Annotated in this window: 22 protein-coding genes; 10 read left to right on the top strand and 12 right to left on the bottom strand. The window is 73.7% G+C overall.

The features are described from left to right. Positions 1 to 64 precede the first annotated feature (64 nt). Positions 65 to 1,570 carry an alpha/beta hydrolase gene (locus IE109_RS23345; RefSeq protein WP_229891497.1) on the top strand — a complete coding sequence of 502 codons (1,506 nt, stop codon included), beginning with the start codon at positions 65 to 67 and terminating at the stop codon, positions 1,568 to 1,570. Between the two features lie 55 nt (positions 1,571 to 1,625). After that, positions 1,626 to 3,191, top strand: a complete 1,566-nt coding sequence (locus tag IE109_RS23340; RefSeq protein WP_189552997.1) for an alpha/beta hydrolase — start codon at positions 1,626 to 1,628, stop codon at positions 3,189 to 3,191. Positions 3,192 to 3,297: 106 nt separating this feature from the next. Here the strand turns inward: IE109_RS23340 and moeZ are convergent, their stop codons facing one another. The 7 genes from moeZ to IE109_RS23305 form a co-directional block, all read right to left on the bottom strand. Continuing rightward, on the bottom strand, positions 3,298 to 4,476 hold the full coding sequence (moeZ, locus tag IE109_RS23335) for an adenylyltransferase/sulfurtransferase MoeZ (RefSeq protein ID WP_189552996.1): 1,179 nt from the start codon (positions 4,474 to 4,476) through the stop codon (positions 3,298 to 3,300). Positions 4,477 to 4,546: 70 nt separating this feature from the next. After that, positions 4,547 to 5,308 (bottom strand): spherulation-specific family 4 protein, encoded by a 762-nt coding sequence (locus IE109_RS23330; protein ID WP_189552995.1) that lies wholly within the window; start codon positions 5,306 to 5,308, stop codon positions 4,547 to 4,549. After that, positions 5,296 to 6,285, bottom strand: coding sequence for an SDR family oxidoreductase (locus IE109_RS23325; RefSeq protein ID WP_189552994.1), 990 nt, complete (start codon positions 6,283 to 6,285; stop codon positions 5,296 to 5,298). The genes IE109_RS23330 and IE109_RS23325 overlap by 13 nt, the downstream gene beginning before the upstream one ends. A 112-nt stretch (positions 6,286 to 6,397) precedes the next feature. After that, entirely contained in the window at positions 6,398 to 7,663 is a 1,266-nt protein-coding gene (locus IE109_RS23320; protein WP_229891472.1) for a hypothetical protein, read from the bottom strand. Beyond that, the gene (locus IE109_RS23315; protein ID WP_189552993.1) at positions 7,656 to 9,599 is read right to left on the bottom strand and encodes a DUF3492 domain-containing protein; all 1,944 of its coding nucleotides are present in this window, start codon (positions 9,597 to 9,599) and stop codon (positions 7,656 to 7,658) included. The genes IE109_RS23320 and IE109_RS23315 overlap by 8 nt, the downstream gene beginning before the upstream one ends. A 182-nt stretch (positions 9,600 to 9,781) precedes the next feature. Beyond that, entirely contained in the window at positions 9,782 to 11,272 is a 1,491-nt protein-coding gene (locus tag IE109_RS23310; RefSeq protein ID WP_189552992.1) for a DUF3152 domain-containing protein, read from the bottom strand. A gap of 8 nt (positions 11,273 to 11,280) precedes the next feature. Continuing rightward, positions 11,281 to 12,291: an alpha/beta fold hydrolase gene (locus IE109_RS23305; protein ID WP_189552991.1), complete on the bottom strand. Its 1,011-nt coding sequence runs from the start codon at positions 12,289 to 12,291 to the stop codon at positions 11,281 to 11,283. A gap of 154 nt (positions 12,292 to 12,445) precedes the next feature. Between IE109_RS23305 and IE109_RS23300 the strand changes: the two genes are divergently transcribed. The 4 genes from IE109_RS23300 (at position 12,446) to IE109_RS23285 (ending at position 14,190) form a co-directional block, all read left to right on the top strand. After that, positions 12,446 to 12,673: an Rv3202a family protein gene (locus IE109_RS23300; RefSeq protein ID WP_189552990.1), complete on the top strand. Its 228-nt coding sequence runs from the start codon at positions 12,446 to 12,448 to the stop codon at positions 12,671 to 12,673. Between the two features lie 145 nt (positions 12,674 to 12,818). Beyond that, complete coding sequence (locus tag IE109_RS23295; protein ID WP_189552989.1) at positions 12,819 to 13,460, top strand: TetR/AcrR family transcriptional regulator; 642 nt, start codon at positions 12,819 to 12,821, stop codon at positions 13,458 to 13,460. An 85-nt stretch (positions 13,461 to 13,545) separates the two neighbouring features. Next, a complete protein-coding gene (locus IE109_RS23290; RefSeq protein ID WP_189552988.1) occupies positions 13,546 to 13,773 on the top strand; it encodes a DUF3107 domain-containing protein in 228 nt (75 codons plus the stop codon). Between the two features lie 144 nt (positions 13,774 to 13,917). Further along, the gene (locus IE109_RS23285) at positions 13,918 to 14,190 is read left to right on the top strand and encodes a hypothetical protein (protein ID WP_189552987.1); all 273 of its coding nucleotides are present in this window, start codon (positions 13,918 to 13,920) and stop codon (positions 14,188 to 14,190) included. A gap of 86 nt (positions 14,191 to 14,276) precedes the next feature. On the opposite strand, the gene IE109_RS23280 is transcribed toward IE109_RS23285, so the two are convergent. Then, the gene (locus IE109_RS23280; RefSeq protein WP_189552986.1) at positions 14,277 to 15,020 is read right to left on the bottom strand and encodes a ferritin-like fold-containing protein; all 744 of its coding nucleotides are present in this window, start codon (positions 15,018 to 15,020) and stop codon (positions 14,277 to 14,279) included. Positions 15,021 to 15,501: 481 nt separating this feature from the next. Between IE109_RS23280 and IE109_RS23275 the strand changes: the two genes are divergently transcribed. Beyond that, on the top strand, positions 15,502 to 17,607 hold the full coding sequence (locus IE109_RS23275) for a DEAD/DEAH box helicase (RefSeq protein WP_229891470.1): 2,106 nt from the start codon (positions 15,502 to 15,504) through the stop codon (positions 17,605 to 17,607). Between the two features lie 96 nt (positions 17,608 to 17,703). Further along, positions 17,704 to 18,576 (top strand): alpha/beta fold hydrolase, encoded by an 873-nt coding sequence (locus IE109_RS23270; RefSeq protein ID WP_189552985.1) that lies wholly within the window; start codon positions 17,704 to 17,706, stop codon positions 18,574 to 18,576. A gap of 82 nt (positions 18,577 to 18,658) precedes the next feature. Here the strand turns inward: IE109_RS23270 and IE109_RS23265 are convergent, their stop codons facing one another. After that, on the bottom strand, positions 18,659 to 19,573 hold the full coding sequence (locus IE109_RS23265) for an NYN domain-containing protein (protein WP_189552984.1): 915 nt from the start codon (positions 19,571 to 19,573) through the stop codon (positions 18,659 to 18,661). 178 nt (positions 19,574 to 19,751) lie between these two features. Here IE109_RS23265 and IE109_RS23260 point away from each other — a divergent pair, with 178 nt between their 5' ends. Continuing rightward, positions 19,752 to 19,904, top strand: coding sequence for a DUF8834 family protein (locus IE109_RS23260; RefSeq protein ID WP_189552983.1), 153 nt, complete (start codon positions 19,752 to 19,754; stop codon positions 19,902 to 19,904). Between the two features lie 81 nt (positions 19,905 to 19,985). On the opposite strand, the gene IE109_RS23255 is transcribed toward IE109_RS23260, so the two are convergent. The 3 genes from IE109_RS23255 to IE109_RS23245 all read right to left on the bottom strand — a co-directional run bounded on the left by IE109_RS23255 (position 19,986) and on the right by IE109_RS23245 (position 22,243). Then, positions 19,986 to 20,591, bottom strand: coding sequence for a MarC family protein (locus IE109_RS23255; protein ID WP_189552982.1), 606 nt, complete (start codon positions 20,589 to 20,591; stop codon positions 19,986 to 19,988). A gap of 53 nt (positions 20,592 to 20,644) precedes the next feature. Further along, a complete protein-coding gene (locus tag IE109_RS23250; protein ID WP_189552981.1) occupies positions 20,645 to 21,517 on the bottom strand; it encodes a PHP domain-containing protein in 873 nt (290 codons plus the stop codon). 87 nt (positions 21,518 to 21,604) lie between these two features. Continuing rightward, entirely contained in the window at positions 21,605 to 22,243 is a 639-nt protein-coding gene (locus IE109_RS23245; protein ID WP_189552980.1) for a DUF6758 family protein, read from the bottom strand. 172 nt (positions 22,244 to 22,415) lie between these two features. Between IE109_RS23245 and IE109_RS23240 the strand changes: the two genes are divergently transcribed. Then, entirely contained in the window at positions 22,416 to 23,639 is a 1,224-nt protein-coding gene (locus IE109_RS23240; protein WP_189552979.1) for an MFS transporter, read from the top strand. Position 23,640: the final 1 nt, after the last annotated feature.

Below are 23,640 nucleotides of genomic sequence, written 5' to 3'. Positions count from 1 at the left end.
GCCCGCCGGCGCCCGGGCCCCACGGCGGGCCGCCTTGCTCGCCGCGGCGACCGCCTCGGTCCTGATGGCGGCCGGCTGCTCGGACGGCGGCGACAGGAGCGGCAGGGACCCGGACCGGCCCAAGGAGCTGGCCACCCAGAAGCTCGCGTGGGAGGAGTGCCCGGCCCCCTCCGTCCAGGAGGGCTCCGGGACCGCCCCCTCCCCGCTGCCCGGCGGGGCCACCTGGGAGTGCTCCTTCATGCAGGCGCCCCTCGACTACGCGGACCCCGGCGGCGACACCGTGGAACTGGCGCTCATCCGGGCCAAGGCGTCGGACCCGGCGAAGCGGATCGGCTCCCTCGTCTTCAACTTCGGCGGCCCCGGCGGCTCCGGGCTCACCGCCCTGCCCTCCTTCGCCAAGGACTACGAGTCCCTGCGCACCCGGTACGACCTGGTCAGCTTCGACCCCCGCGGCGTCGGCCGCAGCGAGGGCGTCGAGTGCGAGGGCGACCGGGAGCTGGACGCGTTCTTCGCCCTCGACTCCACACCCGACGACGCGCGCGAGGAGGCCGCCTACCAGCAGGGGCTCAAGGAGTTCGCCGCGGCCTGCGAGGAGAACTCCGGCGACATCCTCCCGCACGTCGGCACCGTCAACGCCGCACGCGACCTGGACCTGATGCGCCAGGTCCTCGGCGACACCGAACTGCACTACTTCGGCATCTCCTACGGCACCGAACTGGGCGGCGTCTACGCCCACCTGTTCCCCCGGACCGTCGGCCGCGCCGTCTTCGACGCCGTCGTGGACCCGGGCGGCACCACCGAACAGGGCGCCCTCGGCCAGGCCAAGGGCTTCCAGCTGGCGCTGAACAACTTCGCCGAGGACTGCGTACGGCGCGGTGACGCCTGCAAGCTGCCGGGGGGCGACGCCAAGGAGATCGAGGGCTTCATCACCGGCCTGCTGGCCGAGCTCGACAAGAAGCCCATCACCGGCATCGGCGACCGCCGGCTCACCCAGTCCCAGGCCCTCAACGGCATCGCGCAGGCCCTGTACTCCAAGGAGTACTGGCCCTATCTGGAGCAGGGCCTCGACGAGGCCGACGGCGGCGACGGAGGTCTGCTGCTCGCCCTTTCGGACTCCATGAACGGCCGGGACCAGAACGGCGACTACAGCAACCTCCAGGCCGCGAACGCCGCCATCAACTGCGTGGACGACAAGGAGCGGTTCTCCGTGGCGCAGGCCAAGGCGAAGCTCCCCGAATTCCGCGAGGCGTCCCCCGTCTTCGGGCCCTTCCTCGGCTGGGGCCTGATCAGCTGCTCGCAGTGGCCGGTGCCCGGCACCTGGGAGCACCCCGACGTCAGCGCCCCCGGATCGAAGCCCATCCTCGTCATCGGCAACACCGGCGACCCGGCCACGCCGTACGCGGGGGCCAGGGCGATGGCGACCGCGCTGGGCAAGGGCGTCGGCGTGGAGCTGACGTACCGGGGCGAGGGGCACGGCGCGTACAACGGCGGCGACGCGTGCGTGAAGCGCGCCGTGGACGGTTACCTCCTCGACGGCAAGGTCCCCCGGCCGGGAACCGTGTGCCCGTAGTCCTCTCGGCGGACCCGCCTAGGATGGCTGTTCGGTACAGGAGTTGGGGGGACACATGTCCATGCGGGTACGGGCCGGGGGCGCGGCGGTCGCGGCGGCGCTGGTGGTCTCGCTGGCCGCCGGCTGCGACAGCGGCGGTGGCGCGGACACCGGCGGCGGTACGGGCGGGGCGACGGGCAGCGGCACCGGCGGCAGGTCCGAGGGCGCGATGGCCTCCCTGCCCGCCGCGCTCACCGGCCAGGAACCCCGGTGGAGCGCGTGCGAGGCCCCCGACGGCGGGGAGAAGCCCGGCCCCGAGTGGCGCTGTGCGAGCGTGCGGGTCCCGCTCGACTACACGAAGCCGGACGGCGACACCCTGTCCGTGGCACTGATCCGCAAGGAGGCCCGCGACAAGGACCGCCGGATCGGCTCCCTGCTGTTCAACTTCGGCGGTCCGGGCGCCTCCGGGGTGAGCGCCATGCCGCGGGCGGCCCAGGGGTTCGAGAAGCTGGGCGCCCGGTACGACCTCGTCGGTTTCGACCCGCGCGGTGTGGGCGGGAGCTCCGGGGTGGTGTGCCGCGACAGCGAGGAGCAGGCCGCCGCCCTGGCCCGGATCGACCTCACCCCCGACACACCCGCAGAGGAGGCCGCCTTCCTGAAGGACGGCGCCGACTTCGGCGCCGGGTGCGCCGAGCGGTCCGGCAAGGTCATCCGTCACGTCACCACGAGCAACACCGCCAGGGACCTGGACCTCGTCCGGCACGTACTGGGCGACAGGAAGCTCCACTACATGGGCTTCTCCTACGGCACCCAGCTGGGCGGGACCTACGCCCACCTGTTCCCGCGCAACGTCGGGCGGACCGTCCTGGACGCGGTGGTCGACCCGACCGCGGACGCGACCGGCCACGCCCGCCACCAGGCGACCGGCTTCCAGCGGGCCCTGAACAACTACTTCGCGTCCACCGGCGAGGGCGCGGCGGCGGGCAACGCGCGCGTGACCGCGCTGCTCAAGCGGCTCGACCGCGCACCGCTGCCCACCGGCGGAGACCGGGAACTGACCCAGAGCCTCGCGCTCACCGGCATCGCCCAGACCCTGTACTCGCAGCAGATGTGGCCCTACCTCACCGAAGGGCTCCAGGAGGCGGAGGCCGGCAAGGGCGACACCCTGCTCCGGCTCGCCGACATGTACAACGACCGGGGTGAGGACGGCACCTACGGCACCCAGGCGCACGCGCAGCGCGCCATCTCGTGCGCCGACAGCAGCAGCAGGCCGACGGCTGCCGAGGCCAGGGCGCTGGTGCCGGAGTTCCGCCGGATCTCGCCGGTCTTCGCCGAGTTCATGGCCTGGGACACCGCCGGCTGGTGCGCGGACTGGCCGGTCGAGGGCGAGAGCGCCACACCGGAGGCGAGCGCCCCGGGAGCGGGGCCGATCCTGGTGGTGGGCACGACGGGCGACTCCGCCACGCCGTACGAGGGCGCCAGGAAGATGGCACACGAGCTGGGGGAGGGCGTGGGCGTCCTCCTCACCTTCGAGGGCGAGGGGCACGGCGCGTACACCGGCGACAACACGTGCGTACGGGACACGGTCGACGCCTACCTGCTGGACGGCAAGGTTCCGGCGGACGGCACGACCTGCTCCTGACCCACCCGATGGCCGGGCCGTCCCGGACGACGGCCCGTACGCCGGACACGGACGACGGCGAAGGGCCGGACCCGCGCCGGGTCCGGCCCTTCGCCGCGAGCGTGGCCTAGTAGACCGGCTTCTCCGGCTCGATCTGGTTGACCCAGCCGATGACGCCGCCGCCGACGTGCACCGCGTCCGCGAAGCCCGCGGACTTCAGCACCGCGAGGACTTCCGCACTGCGGACACCCGTCTTGCAATGCAGGACGATCTTCTTGTCCTGCGGGAGGTCCTGGAGGGCGCCGCCCATCAGGAACTCGTTCTTCGGGATCAGCCGGGCGCCCGGGATCGAGACGATCTCGTACTCGTTCTGCTCGCGGACGTCGATGATGTCGATGTTCTCGCCCCCGTCGATCCACTCCTTGAGCTGCTTGGGAGTGATCGTCGAGCCGAGCGCCGCCTCCTGGGCCTCCTCCGACACGACACCGCAGAAGGCCTCGTAGTCGATGAGTTCGGTGACGGTCGGGTTCTCGCCGCAGACGGCGCAGTCGGGGTCCTTGCGGACCTTGACCTGGCGGTACTGCATCTCCAGGGCGTCGTAGATCATCAGGCGGCCGACCAGCGGGTCGCCCACGCCGGCCAGGACCTTGATCGCCTCGGTGACCTGGATGGAGCCGATGGACGCGCACAGCACGCCCAGCACGCCGCCCTCGGCGCAGGAGGGGACCATGCCCGGCGGCGGGGGCTCCGGGTACAGGCAGCGGTAGCAGGGGCCGTGCTCGGACCAGAAGACGGACGCCTGACCGTCGAAGCGGTAGATCGAGCCCCATACGTACGGCTTGTTCAGCAGCACGCACGCGTCGTTGACCAGGTAGCGCGTGGCGAAGTTGTCCGTGCCGTCGACGATCAGGTCGTACTGGGCGAAGATGTCCATCACGTTCTCGGCCTCGAGCCGCTCCTCGTGAAGGATCACGTTCACGTACGGGTTGATCCCGAGCACGCTGTCACGCGCGGACGCGGCCTTGGAGCGGCCGATGTCGGACTGGCTGTGGATGATCTGGCGCTGCAGGTTCGACTCGTCGACCTCGTCGAACTCCACGATGCCGAGCGTGCCCACGCCGGCCGCGGCGAGGTACATCAGCGCGGGCGAACCGAGGCCACCGGCGCCCACACAGAGCACCTTGGCGTTCTTGAGCCGCTTCTGCCCGTCCATCCCGACATCGGGGATGATCAGGTGGCGGGAGTACCTGCGAACCTCGTCTACGGTGAGCTCGGCAGCCGGCTCGACCAGGGGTGGCAGCGACACGGAGACCTCATCAATACAGCTGGTCGGTAGTCAGTACGGTTGTTCTTCCGTAACACTGCCACGGCGCTCCTCATTCCGAGACACCCGGTCCGATCTGCGAGACGATTTCGTCCCAGTAGCCGGGCAGGGCCGCGAATGGGTTGGTTTGCCCGGTTCCGTTCGTGCGGTCGGTGAAGAAGATCGTCCCGGCGCCCTGCCAGCGGGCGATCCGCACGGCCTCGTCCAGGTGGGTGCGCGGCACCCCGTGGACGAGGTGGACGAACCGCTCCGGCGGGTGGTCGGCGGTCCACTCCGCCACCTGGGACCAGCGGTAGTCCGCCCAGGGCCCGGAGAACGTCACCAGCTGGTCGGCGATCTCGGCGTAGCCGGGGTGCGGGTGGGAGCCGTGGCCCAGCACCAGGTGACCGCCGTCGGCGTGTTCCAGGACCACCTCCAGCGTGGCCGTCGTGCGCCGCACGGCGGCCAGGTCCGCCCGGTCCGTGGGACAGCGGTCCAGCAGGTAGCCGTCCACCCGGTACCAGTCGAGGAAGCGGTGCGCGTCGGAGACGACCTCGCCGAACGGACGGGACCCGTGGCGCAGGTCGAGGTGGCCCAGGACCCGCACGCCCGCGTTGCGGAGCTTCCCGGCCGCCTCCAGGCAGTGCGGGTCGGGCCGCGCTCCGGGGCCGTCCGCCACATTGAGGACGGCCCAGTGCAGGGGCGTGCCGGGGCGGGTCAGCTCCGCCCACTCGACGGGGGCCAGCAGGGGGTGGGCGTAGCCGGGGACGCCGAACCCGAGCCGCTCGGCGCCGGTCGCGGAGAGCCCGGTGCCGGTACGGGTCAGATGCGGCACGCCGCCTCCATCCAGATGTCCGCGAGCGACTCCTCCAGGTTGATGCGGGGCCGCCAGCCGAGCCGGTCGCGGGCGGTGCGGACGTCGGCCTGCTGCCAGCTTCCGCAGCCGTCGGGGTACGGGTGCGGGGCCGCGGCCACCAGGTGGTCCGGGGCGTGCTCGCCGCGCTGGGCGCCGATGGACGCCATGCCGCCGACCGCCGACAGGGCCGGCCTGCCGGCGGGCCCGTCCAACTCGTGCAGGGATCCGGCGTACCCGGCGACCCTGGCCAGGACGGCCGCCGCGTCGCGCAGCCGTACGGCGCGGCCGGTGCCGATGTTGACGACGCCCTGCGCGGCGGACAGAGAGGCGGCGTGCACGGCCCGCGCCACGTCCCGTACGTCGACGAAGTCGCGCTGCACGCCGAGGCCGCCCAGCTTCAGTTCGCCGTCCCCGCTCTGCATGGCGCGCCGCATGGCCTCCGCGAGCCGGCCGAGCGGCGATCCGGCGGGGGTGCCGGGGCCGACCGGCGAGAAGACCCGGAGCACGACCGCGTCCAGACCGGAGCCTAGGACCAGTTCGGTGGCGGCCAGCTTCGACACGCCGTAGGGCCCGCCGGGACGCGGCACCGCGTCCTCGGCGGTCGACGAACCGGGCTGCGAGGGCCCGTACTCCGAGGCGCAGCCGACCTGGACCATGCGCGCCCCGCAGCCGCTGCGGCGCAGGGCCTCGCAGACGGTGGCGACGGCGACGGTGTTGTGCCGCGTCAGCTCGCGGGCACCGCCCCGGGTGGTCCCGGCGCAGTTGATCACGACACCGGGGTGGACCGCGTCCAGGAAGCGGGTGAGCGCGCCGGGGCTGCCGCCCGCGAGGTCGAAGCGCACGTCGGCGTCGTCGCCGCGCCCGAGGGCGGTGAGGTGGACGGCCGGGTCGGCGAGCAGCCGGTCGGCGACGAAGCGGCCGATGAATCCATTGGCACCGAGCAGCAGCACCCTCATCGCGCGCCCCCTTCGCGCCGAGTGGCCGTTGCGGGGATCTGGGGGGTCATGTCTGTTTTCTCCTTGAGGGTGGGTGCTGATGAGAGGGGTGTACGCGGGTACCGCCGTCGCCTCAGGGCGCGGAGGTGCCCGCGTGGGCGGACGCCCGGCCGAGGACGGCGGTGGCGTACCCCAGCAGGGCGAGTGCGGCGGCCCCGCACACGAGCGTGGGGACGGCCGCGGTCCCCCCGGCGGCGACGGCCGCCTCGACGGGACGGGCCAGCGGGTCGCAGCCGGGCAGGCGGGCGGCGAGCACGGACGCCAGGGCGAGGGCCTGCGCGGCGCCCGCGGCGGAGAGGCCGGCCGCGGCGGCCCCGGCGAAGCCGTGCGCGGTGAGCAGCCGGGTGAGCAGGAGGAGGACGCCGAGCGCCAGGGCGCCCGCGCCGGGGGGACCGCCGCCGAGGATGGCGCCCGCCAGCGCGAGCAGGCCGGTCAGGGCGGCCGTGTACAGGGCGACGACCCCGAGGAGCAGGGGCCGGGCACCCGAGGAGAAGTCGGACAGGCCGCGGCTGGTGGCGAGCCTGCGGCGGGCCCGCACGGCGAAGAGCCGGGCGCACCAGGCCGCGGGCGCGGCGGCCAGAGCGAGGCCGAGCAGCGGCGGGACGTCCAGCGGCCAGGGTCCGTCGGGGCCGCCGGCCTGGAGCCGGTCGAGGAGCCCGTCGCCGGCCAGGGCGTAGCCCAGCAGGAACCCGGTCCAGGCGCGCGCACCGGGTGCGGCGGCACCCGCGGCGAGGGCGACGACGAGCCCGAGGGCGCCGGCCGCGCCGACCACCGCCCGCGGCGGCCCGTCCGTCGCGGCCAGGCCGGCGACGGTGAGCAGGCCCAGCGCGCCGGGCAGCAGGGCCAGGAGGACCGCCCTGGCGCTCCACGGGGCGGCCGTGCCGGGTGCCGGGGCGGTGGCACCGTCCCGGGGGACGTCGTCACCGCGCGGCACGCGCGCGTACAGCTCCTCGGCGAGCGAGAACACGTCCCGGTGCCGGAAGCGGGCGGCGGTCCGGTCGGTCACGCCGTGGGCCTCCAGCCCGGCGGCGATCTCCAGGGGGTCGACGGCCCGCTCGCACAGCTCCCGGTGCCGGTGCAGCAGCGCCTTCACCGGGTCGGCGGAGCCGTGCCGGGCGACGGCCGCGCGGGCGTGCCCCACGAGGCGCTCGCCGCGCCCCGCCGTCCGGTCGCCGGTGGTCCGGTCGCCCGCCGTGCCGCCGGCGGCACCCCGGACATCGGCCGCCCCGAGCGCGGGTCCGGACAGGAGGGCCTCGGCGCGGCTGTCCTGCGCGGTCTCGTGGGCCGGGCGGAAGCCTCTCGCGTGGCCGCCCGGCGCGGCTGTCCCTGCGTCAGACATGGCCGTCCGCCCTCCCCGCGACCGGGAACGAGGCCGCGACCGGCAGCGAGGCGACGACCAGCCCGGGCGCGCCGCCCGGCCCGTGCCCGCCGGCCACCGAACCCCGGGTGCCCACCGGTTCCTCCGTCCCCACCGGGCCCTGGGCGCCCACCGGGTCGGGCGCGCCCACCGGGGTCCGCGTCTCCGGGGCCTGCGTCCGCGCGCCCCGCGCCTCGGCACCCGCCGGGGCCGGTGGCGGCGCGGCGGCCTCCTCGGGGGCTGCCCACGCGGGCGTGGCGGCGCCCGCCGACCCTCGCCCCGCCCAGTGACCGGGCACGTACGCCTCGGCGGGGTGGGCGAACGGCAGGGGCTCGCCGTCCGCACCGACGGCGTCCGCGTCGCGGTGGACGGGCGCGCGGGAGATGAGTTCCAGGTAGATGCCGCGGAAGGCCGCGACGTTCTGCTCGGCCGTGAACAGTTCGAGTGCGCGGGCGCGCGCGGCGGCGCCCAGCCGTTCCCGCCGCGCCGGGTCGCGCAACAGGGCCAGGCACGCGTCGGCGAGCGCCCGAGGATTGCGCGGGGGCACGACCAGTCCCGTACCCCCGATGACCTCGACGACCGCGCCGACGTCCGTCGACACGGTGGCCCGCCCGCACAGCATGGCCTCGACCAGGCCCACCGGGAAGCCCTCGACCACGCTGGACAGGACGACCACGCCGGCCCCGGCGTACGCGTCGGTGACGTCGGGCGCGTACGGACCCCCGAGGTCCTCGAAGGAGACGGGATTGTCGCCCACGGCGTGGGCGTCGGCGGCCTCGTCGGGGAAGAGCTGGGCGGCCAGGGCCTCGCAGTGCGTGCGGTAGGTCGCGGAGTCGGCGTCGCGGACCGGCGCGGCGACGATCCTGAGCCGGGCCTCCGGCTCCTCCTTCCGCACCTCGGCGAAGGCGTGCAGCAGGCCGATCAGGTCCTTCGCGGGCTCCACGCGGCCCACCCACACCAGGGTGCGGGGGTCGCCGCCGTCGCCGCTCTCCCCCACGGCCGCGAAGCGGTCGGCCGCCATGCCCGGGTAGACGGTCCGCAGCCTGGCCCGCTCCGCACCGCACTTCTCCTGCCAGCGGCGGGCGTGGGTGTTGCCCGGCGTGATGAGGTCGGCCCGCCGGTACACCTCGGTGGCCAGACCTCCGTGGAAGGCGGCGAGCAGGGTGCGCACCGGCGCGCTCAACGGCGCGCCGGCGACCGTGAGGTAGTGCGTGCGCAGGTGTACGCCGTACTCGGTGACCAGCAGCGGGACGCCGAAGAAGCGTTTGGCCAACAGTCCGGCAAGGGCCGCGGTCCCCCCGGACGCCGCGTGGCACAGGTCGACCGCACCGAGGCCGTCCTCGCCGTACCAGTCGGCGGACAGCGGGCGCAGGGCGCGCTCCACCCGGTCGGCGAAGGCGAGGTGATCGGTGAGGGTGGCGCCGTGCACGCCCCGGCGCGCGCCCCCGGCGCGACAGGCGGATTCCAGCACGCGGACGGCGGTTTCCGACCGGAGGGCGGCGGCCAGGCCGCCGTACTCACGGGCGAGGTCCGCGAGCCCGTACAGCCCGTCCGCGAAGCCGGCCCCGGCGACCGAGCCGGAAGCGGCTCCCGCGTCCGGCGCTCCGCAGACCGCGGCGACCAGCTCCCCGAAGCAGGTGGTGAACCGCCGGCGCTCCCGCCGGCCGTACGCGCGGCCCCCGCGCCCGCCGTACCCGTCCGGCCAGTCGTCCCGCGATCCCCAGAGCGGCGCCGTCCGCACGCGCCGCACCTGGGGCGGGAGCGGGACCCAGCCGGCGTCCTCCTGACGGGCGCTGCGGCTCAGGGCGTAGACGTCGAAGTCGTGCCGCGCGAGCCCGCGCACCAGCCGGTCGCACCAGACCCTGGACTCACCCGTCGCATACGGGTAGCCACCGTCGGTGAGCAGTCCGATCCGCACGAGTACACCCCGATCTCCCTTGTGCGCGGCCACCGTTGGTCCGGCGGCTCACAGCGGGAAGAACGTAAGCGGATATGCCGGTGGCGCGACGGACGGTTGTCCGTTGCGCCACCGGAAGGGGTGAATGCTCGTAACTTTCCGGCACCCGTCGCGTTTCGACGCGCTACCGGCGGGTTCTCCGGTCAGCCGTTCGGGAAGACCCAGGGGTTGGGGCGGCACTTGATGCCCTCGACCTCCAGGGACTTGGTCTGCTGCTGCATCACCGGCGCCAGGGCGCCGGGAGTCCGGCAGTTCACGTGGTTGTGCCCGAGCCGGTGCCCGACCTCGTGGTTGATCAGCATCTGCCGGTAGGCGTGCATGGCCTTGACGCCGTACGTCGCCGAGCCCTGCGCCCAGCGGTAGGCGTTGATCATCACGCGCTCGGTGGCGGCGGAGTCGCACGAGACGTTGTCCACCGTGGTGTCCAGCCCCGACTTGGCGCACCAGACCCCGGTGGTCACCGGGCTCGCCAGCGTGACCACGAACTCGGCCTCGCCGCTGGAGACGCGCTCGAAGGTCATGGCGCCGCCGTGCGCCCAGCTGCGGTCGTCGTTCAGCGTCTGCTGGACCGCGCGCGCGAACAGCCCGGCGTCCAGCCCGAGCCCCTTCTCGACGTCGATCCGGTAGCGCACCTTGCGCCCCTTGCCGGGCGCGCGGTCCGTGCCCGGCACGGCCGCGAACTCGCCCGGTCCCTTGAACCTCGGGTCGAGCGGGAAGGGCTTCGCCATCAGCTGCTCGTACGTCACCGGGGCGGCCCGGCGTGCGGCCGGCGGCGGCGCGGCGCGCTCGTCGGACCGGGCGGACCGGTCGAAGCGGGCGCCGCCCTCGGCCTGGGCGCGGTCGGCGGCCCCCTCCTGCGGGCGGGCGACGGAGCCGTCCGGCCCCGCACCGGCGACCTGACCGGCCACGACCACGGCGAGGACGGTGGTGACGGCCGCCGCCGCGATGCCGGTGATCGTGCGCCCCCTGCCGGCCGCGTCCGTGCGGCCCTTGGGGTCGTCCCCGTCGAGCGCGGCCTGCTCGGGCCCGCCGGGCGGCGTTCCGCGCGAGGCGCCGTCGAACGCCTCGACGAACTCACGCCGTGGGCCGGGTATCCGGGCGCCGGCGCCCACACCGGTGGCCGGACCGCGGAAGCGCCCGTCAGGGCCGGAGGGACCCGCGGCACCCCGGCCGGCGGACGGGCCCTGACCGGACGGTCCCCGCTTTGGAGCACCCTGACCGGGAGACCCCTGCCCCGGAGACCCCTGACCCGAAGGGCCTCGGCCCGATGGACGCGGGCCCGTCGGGGCCTGAGCGGACGGGCCCTGACCGGACGGGCCCGCCTGCGCCGATGGAGCCGCCTGCCGGCCCGGCGCGCCCGGTACGCCGCGCCAGTCGCCGTAGCGGCCGGGCTCGCCCCGGCCGGCGCCCGGCTCGGGCTGCTCGGGGTGGCCGCCGCGCACGTGCTGCTGCGCCCCGGCCTGGGGCGGCGGGCCGGGGTGACGGTGGTGGGAGGGGTACGGTTCCGGGGGCGCCGCGGCGGTCCTGCGCCGGCGCCCGGTGCCGGGACGCGCCCCTTCGCGCACCGCGGCGGTGGGCTGCGCGGCCTGTTCGGAGCCCTGAGGTGCGGGGCCTTTGCGGCTGTGTCGTCCCACGCCCCGGATCAGCTCCCGTCGTTGTCGTCGATGCCGGCGGCGCCGTCGGGGCGGTCGTCGCCGCCCCGGCCGTCGCCGATCAGCTCCCGTACGGCCTGGGCGACCGTCTCCGGGTACTCCATCATCGCGACATGCCCGGCGTCCGGAAGCGTCAGCAACCGCGAGTCGCGGAACGTGGCCGCCGCCTTGCGTGCCATACGGAACGAGATGAGCCGGTCCCGGCCCCCGTACACCAGGAGCGTGGGCGCGAGCACCCGCTCGGCCTGCCGCCACAGCCCGTGCTGACCGCCCAGGGTGTAGGCGTCGACGATGCCGCGCGCCGAGCGGGCCATGGCGTCCCAGAAGTACGGCAGGCTCAGGCGGCGCTCCATCTCCTCCACGGCGTTGCGCAGGCCCTCGTCGGTCACCCGGCCGGGGTCGCCGTAACAGAGGCCGAGTACCCCGCGTACCCGCTGCTCCGCCGTCCAGTCCCGGGTGAGGCGGGTGAACAGGGACGCGACGCCGGGCAGTGCGAGCAGCGCCGTCGGCCAGGCGCCCCGCTGGGCCCGCAGCTCCGGCAGCGCGGGCGATATCAGCGTCAGCGTGCGGACCAGGTCGGGCCGGACCGCGGCGACGCGGGTCGCGACGGCCCCGCCCAGCGAGTTCCCGATCAGGTGGACGGGCCCCCGCTCACCGGCGTCCAGCAGCCGGATGACCGCGCGTGCGTGCGCGGTCAGGGAGTAGTCGCCGTCGTCGGGCGGCGGGGAGTCGCCGAAGCCGGGGAGGTCGACCGCCTCGCCGTCCACCACGTCCTCGAGGAGCGGCATCAGGGCCGACCAGTTCTGGGAGGAACCGCCCAGCCCGTGCACGTAGAGCGCGGGCGGCAGTCCGGTGCGCTCCGACGGCCGGTGGCGCACGTTCAGCGTCAGTCCGGGCAGCGTCACGGAGCGCAGCCGCTCCCCCTCCGCGACCCGTACGGCGCTCACCCGCGGCCCCGCCGCGGTGGCGGCGACGGCTTCCGGCAGCTCGGTCGAAGACATGCGCCAATGTTACGAGACGATCACGCACCCTCCGATGTGTTCGCCGTCACAGATCGCATAGCGCCGGAGGGGGGTACCTCCTAGGCTCGTACCTGAGGGCATGTCGCCCAGGCCCCCGCACGCCGATGTGGATCCGCCCAGTGAAAGGGAGCCCATGACCGTCGACCCGACCGACCCGGAGACCTTCGAACCCGACGAGAACGGCGGGGCGAGCGTCCCGCTGGGCGAGGAGACGCCCGAGGCCGACGCCGCCGAACAGCACCGGGACCTGCAGGAGCGCACCGACGAGCCGCTGACCCGGGTCGATCCGGCCGTCGCGAACGAGGCCGACGCGGCCGAACAGACGCGTGTGGTGACGCTGGACGAGGACGACTACCGGTGATTTGGTCGGTTTAACGTTGAATCTCCGGCTACCCCGGTCGTCCGGTACGTGAAATTCTGCGCTCGCACCGCGCACAGCCGGGTTACCCAAAAGTACGATGGCGGGCGCGGCGCAGAGCGCGCAACATTCGATTTTGGGAGGCGGCGTGACAGCCATCGAGCAGACAGAGGCGGCGCGCCCGCGGGGCACGCGCCTGCCGCGCCGAGCCCGACGCAACCAGCTCCTGGGCGCCGCCCAGGAAGTGTTTGTCGCACAGGGGTACCACGCGGCCGCGATGGACGACATCGCGGAGCGCGCGGGCGTCAGCAAGCCCGTGCTGTACCAGCACTTCCCCGGGAAGCTGGACCTCTACCTGGCACTGCTGGACCAGCACTGCGAGTCGCTGCTCCAGGCCGTGCGGACCGCGCTCGCCTCCACGACCGACAACAAGCTGCGCGTGGCGGCCACCATGGACGCCTACTTCGCGTACGTGGAGGACGAGGGCGGCGCCTTCCGCCTCGTCTTCGAGTCGGACCTGACCAACGAGCCGGCGGTGCGCGAGCGCGTCGAGCGGGTCTCGCTGCAGTGCGCGGAGGCGATCTCGGACGTCATCGCCGAGGACACGGGCCTGTCCAAGGACGAGTCGATGCTGCTCGCCGTCGGCCTGGGCGGTGTGTCCCAGGTCGTGGCGCGGTACTGGCTGTCCAGCGCGTCGCCGATCCCGCGCGACAAGGCGGTCCAGCTGCTGACGTCGCTGGCCTGGCGGGGCATCGCGGGGTTCCCGCTGCACGGCTCCGAATCCCACTGATGATCGGTGTCGTCTCTCCGGGCTAATGTGTGCAGCGTACGGCGCGGCTGACCGCGCAACGCTGACCGTTCGGAGGGACATAGCCGTGGAGGTCAAGATCGGCGTGCAGCACGCGCCCCGGGAGATCGTTCTGGAGAGCGGTCTGTCCGCCGAGGAGGTGGAGCGCGCGGTGTCCGACGCGCTGGCCGGCAAGACGCAGCTGCTCAGCCTGACGGATGACAAGGGCCGCAAGGTCCTGGTGCCGACCGACCGCATCGCCTACGTGGAGATCGGCGAGCCGGCGAAGCCGCGGGTGGGCTTCGGAGCGATCTGAGCAGTACGGAAGTAAGAGGAAAGGCCCGGCGGGTTCACCCGCCGGGCCTTTCCCGTGTCTCACGAGAAGGATTGCGTTTCACCCGCATCGGGTAGTACGGCCTGTGACCGTTTTGCCCGTCCCGCCGTCCGCGAGGTGATCTGCGTGTTCTGGGAAGCTGTCGGCGCCGTCGTGCTGGGATTCGCACTGTCCTGGACAGCCGCCCACCGGTTCGGCGGCCGGCTCCCGTCACGCCGAGTGGTCCTCGGCGCGGGCGTGCTCGGCTCGCTCTTCGGCGCGCTGATCACCCACGCGGCGCTCGGCCCGGGCCACGCGCTGGGCACCGTGCTGGGCGCGGTCGCGGTCGCGGCGGTCGTGCTCTCGCTGCTCCTGCGCCCGGCCGGCCGCCTGCGCCGCTCCGCGGCCACCCAAACCTGACGCCCCACGGAGCGGCACCCCACGGTGCCGTGCCCGGACGGGCGCCCGGGAGGGCCTTGGGGCGGGGGCCACGGGGTGGCGCCCCGTCAGGCGGCCAGCCCCAGCGCGGCCATGCGCTTGGTGTGCGCCTTCGTGATCCGGGAGAACATCTCGCCCACCGCCGCCAGGTCGAACCCGTCCGCGACGCCGCCCACGAGCATCGTCGACAGCGCGTCCCGCTCGGCCACCACCCGCTGGGCCTGCGACAGGGCCTCGCCCATCAGCCGGCGCGCCCACAGCGCGAGCCGGCCGCCGACCCGCGGATCGGCCTCGATGGCGGCGCGCACCTTCTCGACGGCGAAGTTGCCGTGGCCGGTGTCGTCCAGCACCGCCAGCACCAGCGCGCGGGTGTCGGAGTCCAGCCGGACGGCGACCTCCCGGTAGAAGTCGCTGGCGATCGAGTCGCCCACGTACGCCTTGACCAGGCCCTCCAGCCAGTCGGACGGCGCGGTCTGGCGGTGGAAGTCGTCCAGTGCCTTGGCGAAGGGCTCCATCGCGGCCGTCGGCTCGGCGTCGATCGCCGCCAGCCGGTCCCGCAGCCGCTCGAAGTGGTGGAACTCGGCCGACGCCATCTTCGCCAGCTCCGCCTTGTCGGCGAGCGTCGGCGCCAGCTTCGCGTCCTCGGCCAGCCGCTCGAAGGCCGCCAGCTCCCCGTAGGCGAGCGCGCCGAGCAGGTCCACGACGGCGGCACGGTACTGGGGCTCGGCGGAGGCACCGGCCCAGTCCTGGGCGGCGATTCCGGTCGGTTCTTCGGCGGCGGTGGAAGCAGCGGCGTTGTCAGGCGTCTCCATGGAGCGCACAATAGCCCGCCCGCCGCAGGGCCGAAGGCCCTGGTCATCCAGTGTGACCTCCCCCTCCTTATGAATTGGCCCAACACGCCTGCACGGATCCGGGGTACAGTGGTAATGCGCCTGCTGAGTATGCAGTCATGTTCGTCCGTACTCGGTGGGCCATCTCATGAATGAGGATGCCCGGTCGGTGGCCCGATCGGCTCCGACCCGACAGCCCTCCGTGCGCATGAGCCGCACATGAGGGGCCCCTCAGCGGTATGACGCTCGAGCGACGGCAGTGGTCCCGTGCCACCCGGCTGTGTACTTGCCGGACTGCGGCCCGCGGTCACCGGCACGGTAAGACCCCCATCGTTCGCCTCATGCCGCGTCTCACAGAAGAGGCAGCACCCTGACTACGACTTTCCGAGAGCTCGGAATCCTTCCCGAGACGGCCGAGGCCCTCGAAGCCGTCGGCATCACGTCCCCCTTCCCCATCCAGGAGATGACGCTCCCGGTCGCCCTTTCCGGCACCGACGTCATCGGCCAGGCCAAGACCGGCACGGGCAAGACCCTCGGCTTCGGTCTGCCGCTGCTGGAGCGCGTCACCGTCCCCGCGGACGTCGAGGCCGGCCGGGCCACGCCCGGGCAGCTGACCGACGCGCCGCAGGCGCTGGTGGTCGTCCCGACCCGGGAGCTGTGCACCCAGGTCACCAACGACCTGCTCACCGCCGGCAAGGTGCGCAACGTCCGTGTCCTCGCGATCTACGGCGGCCGGGCGTACGAGCCTCAGGTCGAGGCCCTGAAGAAGGGCGTCGACGTGATCGTCGGCACCCCGGGCCGCCTCCTCGACCTGGCCGGCCAGCGCAAGCTGGACCTGTCGAAGATCAAGGCCCTCGTCCTCGACGAGGCCGACGAGATGCTCGACCTGGGCTTCCTGCCCGACGTCGAGAAGATCATCAACATGCTCCCGGCGAAGCGCCAGACCATGCTGTTCTCGGCGACCATGCCGGGCGCGGTCATCGGCCTGGCCCGCCGCTACATGTCGCAGCCCACGCATATCCGCGCCACCGCGCCGGACGACGAGGGCAAGACCGTGGCGAACATCGCGCAGTACGTGTACCGCGCGCACTCCATGGACAAGCCCGAGATGGTCTCGCGCATCCTCCAGGCCAACGGCCGGGGGCTCGCCATGATCTTCTGCCGTACGAAGCGGACGGCGGCCGACATCGCCGAGCAGCTCGAGCGGCGCGGCTTCGCCTCCGGCGCGGTCCACGGCGACCTCGGCCAGGGCGCCCGCGAGCAGGCGCTGCGCGCGTTCCGCAACGGCAAGGTCGACGTCCTCGTCTGCACCGACGTCGCCGCTCGCGGCATCGACGTCGAGGGCGTGACGCACGTGATCAATTACCAGTCGCCCGAGGACGAGAAGACCTTCCTCCACCGTGTGGGCCGTACCGGCCGCGCGGGCAAGAAGGGCATCGCCGTCACGCTGGTCGACTGGGACGACATCCCGCGCTGGCAGCTGATCAACAAGGCGCTGGGCCTGGACTTCAACGACCCGGTCGAGACGTACTCGACCTCCCCGCACCTCTACGCGGACATGGACATCCCGGAAGGTACGAAGGGCGTCCTGCCGCGTGCCGAGCGGACCCGTGCCGGTCTGGACGCGGAAGAGGTCGAGGACCTCGGCGAGACGGGTGGCCGCGGTGCGCGCGGCGGCCGGCGCTCCGACCGCCCGGAGCGCGCGGAGCGTTCGGAGCGTTCGGAGGAGCGCCCGGAGCGGACGCGTACGCCGCGTCAGCGCCGTCGTACGCGGGGCGGTGCCGCCCTCGGGGCCGAGGACGCGGTGGCGACGACCACCGGGACGGCGACCCCGGTGGCGGACGAGGCCCCGGAGCCCCGTACCCCGCGCCGGCGCCGGACCAGGACCCGCGCGGGCGCCCCGGCGGTGACGGAGGCCGTGGCCACCGCGCCGGTGACGCCCGCCGAGCCGGTCGCGGAGGAGGAGCCCGCCAAGCCCCGCCGGACCCGCACCCGCAAGGCCGCCGAGCCGGTCGCGGAGACCGTCGAGGCCGGCGCCACGGCCACCGAGCCGGTCGCCGAAGCCAAGCCCCGCCGGACCCGCACCCGCAAGGCCGCCGAACCGGTCGCGGAGACCGTCGAGGCCGGCGCCACGGCCACCGAGCCGGTCGCCGAAGCCAAGCCCCGCCGGACCCGCACCCGCAAGGCCGCCGAACCGGCCGTCGAAGCGACCGAGACGGCCACCGAGCCGGTCGCCGAGACCAAGCCCCGCCGGACGCGCACCCGCAAGGCCGCCGAGCCGGTCGCGGAGACCGTCGAAGCGACCGAGACGGCCACCGAGCCGGTCGCCGAAGCCAAGCCCCGCCGGACGCGCACCCGCAAGGCCGCCGAGCCGGTCGCGGAGACCGTCGAGGCCGGCGCCACGGCCACCGAGCCGGTCGCCGAGACCAAGCCCCGCCGGACCCGCACCCGCAAGGCCGCCGAACCGGCCGTCGAAGCGACCGAGACGGCCACCGAGCCGGTCGCCGAGACCAAGCCCCGCCGGCGCCGTGCGACCAAGGCGGTCGCCGCCGCCCAGTCCGAGAACTGACGACGGCCGACCGGCACCCGAGTGACGGCCCCGCCCCTTCCCGGGGGCGGGGCCGTCGCCGTGTCCGCGCCGCCGCCCGCCCGCTAGCCTCGTGCCATGAGCCGCCCGCCCACCTTCACCCCGCCGCCCTGTGCCCGTGCCTACGCCCTCCGTACGTCACGCGGCGACTTCGCCGTGCTGGACGCGGCGCCCGCCGACGGTACGGAGCCGAAGGGGACGGCCCTCCTGCTGCCCGGGTACACCGGGTCGAAGGAGGACTTCATCGCCATGCTCGAACCGCTCGCCGACGCCGGTTACCGTGCCGTCGCCGTGGACGGCCGCGGGCAGTACGAGACTCCTGGTCCCCCCGACCAGCAGGCGTACGAACAGGTGGAGCTGGCGGGTGACGTGCTGGCCCAGGCGGCGGCGCTCGGCGGGGCCGGCATCCATCTGCTCGGGCACTCCCTCGGCGGTCAGATCGCCCGCGCCGCCGTCCTGCTCGACGCGACGCCGTTCACCACGCTCACGCTGATGTCGTCCGGCCCCGCACAGGTAGAGCCGGCCCAGCAGGAGAAGATCAAGCTGCTGAGCGACGCGCTCGCGGTGATGACCATGGGGCAGGTGTGGGAGGCGATGCGTGCTCTCGACCCGCCGGAGGACGCCGACGAGGCGGGCAGCCACCGAGAGGACCTCCGCCGCCGCTGGCTGCTGCACAATCCCGCGCAGCTGCTGGCGACCGGGCGCCGGCTGACCGTCGAACCGGACCGGGTCGACGAGCTGGCCGCCGTACGCCCGCCCCTGCCGGTGCACGTCCTCTCGGGCGTCCGGGACGACACCTGGCCGGTGCCGCTCCTCGACGCGATGGCGGACCGGCTGGGAGCCCACCGGACGCGCGTCGAGGGCGCCGAGCACTCGCCGAACACCGACCGGCCGGTGGAGACCGCGGCTGCCGTGGCGGGGTTCTGGGACCTGCACCGGCACCGTCCCTGAGACGACGGGCGGGGCGACGGCCGAGCGGCGGTCGGAACGGGCGGTGGTCGGAACCGGGCGGCCGACGAAGCCGTTCCGCCCGTCAGAGCCGCGACTGAAGCTGCTGCCAGAAGCCGTCCCGCAGCGACCGCCGCAGCACGGCGTGCCCGCGCAGGGAGCGGCCCATCCGCCGTTCCGCCTCGACGAGCAGGTCCTGGTCGACCGGACCGGGCAGGTAGGGGTGGCCGGGCAGCAGCTCGGCCAGCGCTTCGGAGCCCCGCTCGCCCAGCCAGGTCGCGGCGATCTGCGCGCCCAGGAGGCGCACCTCGTCGCGTGACGGCGGCGGCTCGCCCTCACTCTCGTACGTCGTCACCGGACGCCGGGTGACGTAGGGGCGGCAGAAGTCGAGGTCGAAGGTGCGGGTGCTGTCGACCTCCCAGAGGAGTGGTTCGGCCTGGTTACGGCCCTCGGCCGCCTCTATGCCCCACAGGTGGACGCGGGCGCCGTAGCCCTGGGCCGCCTCGACCGCGGGGACGAGGTCCTCGTCGCCGCCGACCAGCGCGGCGTCGCTGATGGCACGGTGGCGGGCCAGCGACTCCAGGTCGGAGCGGATCAGGGAGTCGACGCCCTTCTGCTGGTTGTTGGCGTTGAGGTTGCCGAGCCGGACCTTGACGTCGGGCAGTTCGGCGATCGCCTGCTGCTCGGACGTGTGGATCCGGCGCCGGGCGCCGTCGTACCAGTAGACGCGCAGCAGGCGGCTGTCCGCGAAGATCGTGCGGGCCTTGTCGATGAAGGCCTCGATGAGCCCTTCCGCGTCCAGGTCGAAGGAGCGGCGGTCCTCGGTGCCCGCCACAAGCAACCCGGCCGCAGCATGGACGTAACCGGCGTCGACGAAGATGGCGTGTGTCGAGGGGGTCTTGGCCACCTCGGCGAGCATCCGCTCCAGGAGCTCGTTGGTGCGCTCCAGGCGGATGCCGAGATCGGTGGGGTGGTCGGGAGTGTGCGGGTCGTCGTTCATACGGGGCTCATTGTCCGCCGCCGCGCGGATGGCCGCCACCACCGGCCCACCGATTATTTAGCAGTCCGAAAATTTTCTTTAGCGTAGGGAATGTTTGCCCCCTACATGTCGTTGGCACTATCAGTAACGAACACAGTTCTCCTACCGGAGGATCAACTCAGGACGAAGGGAGAAGCCCGTGCGCTTCGAGATTCTGCGACTCGACGACGTCGACGGCACGCCCGTGGACAGCACCGTCGTGGACGCCGCCTCCGTCAACGGGATCGTGCAGCAGGCCGCTTCGATCGGCCAGCGCATCTGGATCCGCCCGGCCGCGACCACGGCCTCGTAACACGACACTCCGCCACCGCGCCCCCGCGCGGACTCCGGCCACCATCGGTGGGCGGAATCCGCACGGGGGCGCAGTGCTGTCTCAGGTCCCCTGGATCACCTGGGTGACGCCGTTGATGATCTGCTGCACGGCGATCGCCGACAGCATCATCCCGGCGAGCCGGGTCACCAGCACCACGCCGCCGTCCTTGATGACGCGGATGATCAGCAGCGAGTAGCGCATGGTCAGCCAGAGGACCACGTGCATGGCGACGATCGCCGCCCAGACGGACACCTGGCCGCTCACGCCCTCGGCGTGCTGCACGGCCAGGATCACGGACACGATGGCGCCGGGACCGGCCAGCAGCGGCATGCCCAGCGGGACGAGGGCGACGTTGACGTCCTTGGTCTGCTTGGGCTCGTCCGTCTTGCCGGTCAGCAGGTCGAGCGCGATGAGCAGCAGGAGCAGTCCGCCGGCGATCATCAGGGCGGGTACGGAGACGTGCAGGTAGGCCAGGATCTGCTGGCCCAGGATGCCGAACACGGTGATCACGCCGAAGGCGACGGCCACGGCCTGCCAGGCCATCCGGCGCTGGACCTTGGTGGCCCGTCCGGAGGTCAGGGCCAGGAAGATCGGGGTGATCCCGGGGGGATCCATGATGACGAAAAGGGTGAGGAACAGGGAGCCGAAGACGGCGACGTCGAACACAGTGAGGCCTTGCGGGGAGAGGGTGGTACGGAGGAAGTGCCGGGATGCGGGGGTTACGCCCGCCGTCCGCCGGTGCCCGGCACCGGGAACGCGCCGGTCGCGCGGCGCGTGATCTCCCCGTAGATCTCGGGGTCGGTGGTGAAGTCGCCGAGGCGGCAGGTCTTGCGGGTGCCGTGGTAGTCGCTGGACCCGGTGGTCAGCAGACCCAGGTCGGCGGCGAGCCCGCGCAGCCGGGCGCGCGTCGGCTCGTCATGGTCCATGTGGTCGACCTCGATGCCGTCGAGGCCGTACGCGGCCAGCTCGGCGATGACCGGCTCGGGCACCGTGCGGCCGCGCTTGGCGGCGCCGGGGTGGGCGAAGACGGTGACGCCACCGGCCGCCTTGACGAGCCGGATGGCGGTGAACGGGTCGAGCTCGTGCTTCTCGACGTACGCCCGGCCGCCGTCGGCGAGCCACTGCGGCGTGAAGGCGTCGGAGACGGTGGGGACGACGCCCAGCTCGACGAGCGCCTCGGCGATGTGCGGGCGGCCGACGGACCCGTCACCGGCGATGGCGGCGACCCGCTCCCAGGTGACGTCCACGCCGAGTTCGCGGAGCTTGGCGACCATGCCCCGGGCGCGCGGGACGCGGTCGTCGCGCACCAGCTCGCGCTCGCGGGCCAGCTCGGGGTGCTCGGGGTCGAAGAGGTACGCCAGCATGTGCATGCCGACGCCGTCGATCCGGCAGGAGAGCTCGGCGCCGGTGACCAGGGTGATCTCCCGGTCGAGGTCCGCGAGCGCGGCCACCGCCTCGGCGTGGCCGCGGGTGGTGTCGTGGTCGGTCAGCGCGACGACGTCGAGCCCGGCCGCGGCGGCGGCGCGCACGAGTCCGGCGGGGGTGTCCGTGCCGTCGGAAGCCGTGGAGTGGGTGTGCAGGTCGATGCGCACGACGCGGACTCCGGGGCTCGGGGCGGACGGGGGACGCCTAAGAGGATACCGGCGTTCCGCCCGGGGTCCCGCCCGCCGGCCCGGCACTCAGTCCAGCAGCCTGGGGCTGAGCGCGCCGCACGGCAGCAGCTCCACCTCCGAGCCGGCTTCGCGCAGGTCCGTCAGGACGAGCTCGTCGTACATCAGCAGCCCGGACTTCTCGGGCCACACGACGGCCCACAGCCACAGGCCGCGCGCCTCGCCCGCGAAGACGGCGCGGTCCTCGGGCGCGTCACTGACGTGCCAGAGCGGGGTGGGGCGGCCGGCGGCGAGGACCTTGGACTGCGGCCGGGTGCCGGTGCACATGTGGGGGCCGGGATCGGGGCCGTCGAGCCCGGCGTACCGCGCGCCCAGGCCGATGCCGGGTTCCTCGGCGACCAGGAGCAGTTCGCCCACGCCGCCGAGCGGGGCGGGGCCGGAGCAGGCGACGACGGTGGCCCGGCCGCCGCCGCGGTCGTCGCCCGCGTAGGCGACCCCTGTGAAGAGCCAGCCGACCGGCAGCGGCCACGGCATCCACACGGGTACCCGCGCCCGGTGCGTGACGACGCCGAGCGCCTCGACGCTGGGCGGGATCACGGGCTGCAGCGGGTGCACGGCGCCGTGCGCGTCGCACTGCCAGGAGTCGGAGAAGAGACCGGGCGCCCGGACCCGGCCTCCGCACTTCGGACAACTGGGTTCGCCCCTCATAGGGTTCAACGGTCCTCCCCGGCCGTCGCCCCGTCAAGGACGATCACCCCTCCGGTGTGCCGCCCGGCCCCCGAATGTCGATGTATATTGCATCCATTAGGGCGTCTAACTTATTATGTGTAGGTAGCAAGTAATCGTGGGCGCGGTGCGCCGTCGCCAGGAGGGAGCGGGCATGCGACAGAAGGATCCGTTCGACGAAGGGGCCGGCAGCATCCTGCGGCAGCCCAGGGCGGTCTGGGCGACCGCCGGCGCGTCCGTCGTCGCCTTCATGGGCATCGGCCTGGTGGACCCGATCCTGCCGTCCATCGCCCAGGGCCTGCGGGCCACGCCCAGCGAGGTGTCGCTGCTGTTCACCTCGTATTTCCTCATCACCGCCGTGGCGATGCTGCTCACCGGCTTCGTCTCCAGCCGCATCGGCGGGCGCAGGACGCTCCTCGCCGGACTGGCGCTGGTGATCGTCTTCGCCGCCCTCTCCGGCACGTCGGGTTCGGTCGGCGAGCTGGTCGGCTTCCGGGCGGGATGGGGCCTCGGCAACGCGCTGTTCGTCTCCACCTCGCTCGCCGTGATCGTCGGCGCGGCGGCGGGCGGCAGCGCCGCGGCGATCCTGCTCTACGAGTCCGCCCTCGGCCTCGGCATGGCGTGCGGGCCTCTGGTGGGGGCCGTGCTGGGCGACGCCAGCTGGCGCTACCCCTTCTTCGGCACCGCGGCGCTGATGGCGGTCGGGTTCCTGTGCATCGCAGCGTTCCTGCGGGAGCAGCCGAAGCCCGCCGGCAGGACGTCGCTGCTCGACCCGCTCCGGGCACTCGGCCACGGCGGGCTGGCGTCCGCCGCCGCCTCGGCGTTCTTCTACAACTACGCCTTCTTCACGGTCCTCGCCTTCACCCCGTTCGTACTGGACATGACCCCCTACAAGTCCGGCGCGGTGTTCTTCGCCTGGGGCGTCCTGCTCGCGGTCTTCTCCGTGCTGGTGGCGCCCCGCCTCCAGGAGCGGTTCGGCTCCCTGAAGGTGCTCGGCGGCTCCCTCGTCCTGCTCGCCGCCGACGTCGTCGTCCTCGGGTACGGCGACCACACCACCGCGATCGTCTGCACGGTCCTGTCCGGCGCCTTCATCGGCGTCAACAACACCGTCTTCACCGAACTGGCCCTCGGCGTGTCGGACGCCCCGCGCCCGGTGGCCAGCGCCGGCTACAACTTCGTGCGCTGGTTCGCCGCGGCCGCCGCGCCCTGGCTCGCCCCGAGGATCGAGGAGTGGAGCGACATCCACATGCCGTTCGTCGTGGCGGGCGCCGCGGCCGCGATCGGCGCCGGCATCGTGTGGGCGCGCCGGCGCTCCCTCACCCACGAGGCCGAGGAGCACCGGGCGGCCCGGCCGCGGCCCGCCCTCGCGGCCGACTGAC

It is taken from the genome of Streptomyces lavendofoliae (assembly GCF_014649735.1).
Lineage (GTDB): Bacteria > Actinomycetota > Actinomycetes > Streptomycetales > Streptomycetaceae > Streptomyces > Streptomyces lavendofoliae.
The sequence above is the reverse complement of the archived record's forward strand: the minus strand, read 5'-3'. Positions and strand labels throughout refer to the sequence as shown.

Excerpts from the sequence above, each read along its gene's own strand:
- IE109_RS23305 (WP_189552991.1), bottom strand. The coding sequence starts at position 12,291 with ATGTCTTCGACCGAGCTGCCGGAAGCCGTCGCCGCCACCGCGGCGGGG.
- IE109_RS23275 (WP_229891470.1), top strand. The coding sequence starts at position 15,502 with ATGACGCTCCCGGTCGCCCTTTCCGGCACCGACGTCATCGGCCAGGCC.
- IE109_RS23270 (WP_189552985.1), top strand. The coding sequence starts at position 17,704 with ATGAGCCGCCCGCCCACCTTCACCCCGCCGCCCTGTGCCCGTGCCTAC.
- IE109_RS23340 (WP_189552997.1), top strand. The coding sequence starts at position 1,626 with ATGTCCATGCGGGTACGGGCCGGGGGCGCGGCGGTCGCGGCGGCGCTG.
- IE109_RS23320 (WP_229891472.1), bottom strand. The coding sequence starts at position 7,663 with ATGTCTGACGCAGGGACAGCCGCGCCGGGCGGCCACGCGAGAGGCTTC.
- IE109_RS23280 (WP_189552986.1), bottom strand. The coding sequence starts at position 15,020 with ATGGAGACGCCTGACAACGCCGCTGCTTCCACCGCCGCCGAAGAACCG.
- IE109_RS23300 (WP_189552990.1), top strand. The coding sequence starts at position 12,446 with ATGACCGTCGACCCGACCGACCCGGAGACCTTCGAACCCGACGAGAAC.
- IE109_RS23345 (WP_229891497.1), top strand. The coding sequence starts at position 65 with ATGGCGGCCGGCTGCTCGGACGGCGGCGACAGGAGCGGCAGGGACCCG.
- IE109_RS23325 (WP_189552994.1), bottom strand. The coding sequence starts at position 6,285 with ATGAGGGTGCTGCTGCTCGGTGCCAATGGATTCATCGGCCGCTTCGTC.
- IE109_RS23240 (WP_189552979.1), top strand. The coding sequence starts at position 22,416 with ATGCGACAGAAGGATCCGTTCGACGAAGGGGCCGGCAGCATCCTGCGG.
- IE109_RS23265 (WP_189552984.1), bottom strand. The coding sequence starts at position 19,573 with ATGAACGACGACCCGCACACTCCCGACCACCCCACCGATCTCGGCATC.
- IE109_RS23245 (WP_189552980.1), bottom strand. The coding sequence starts at position 22,243 with ATGAGGGGCGAACCCAGTTGTCCGAAGTGCGGAGGCCGGGTCCGGGCG.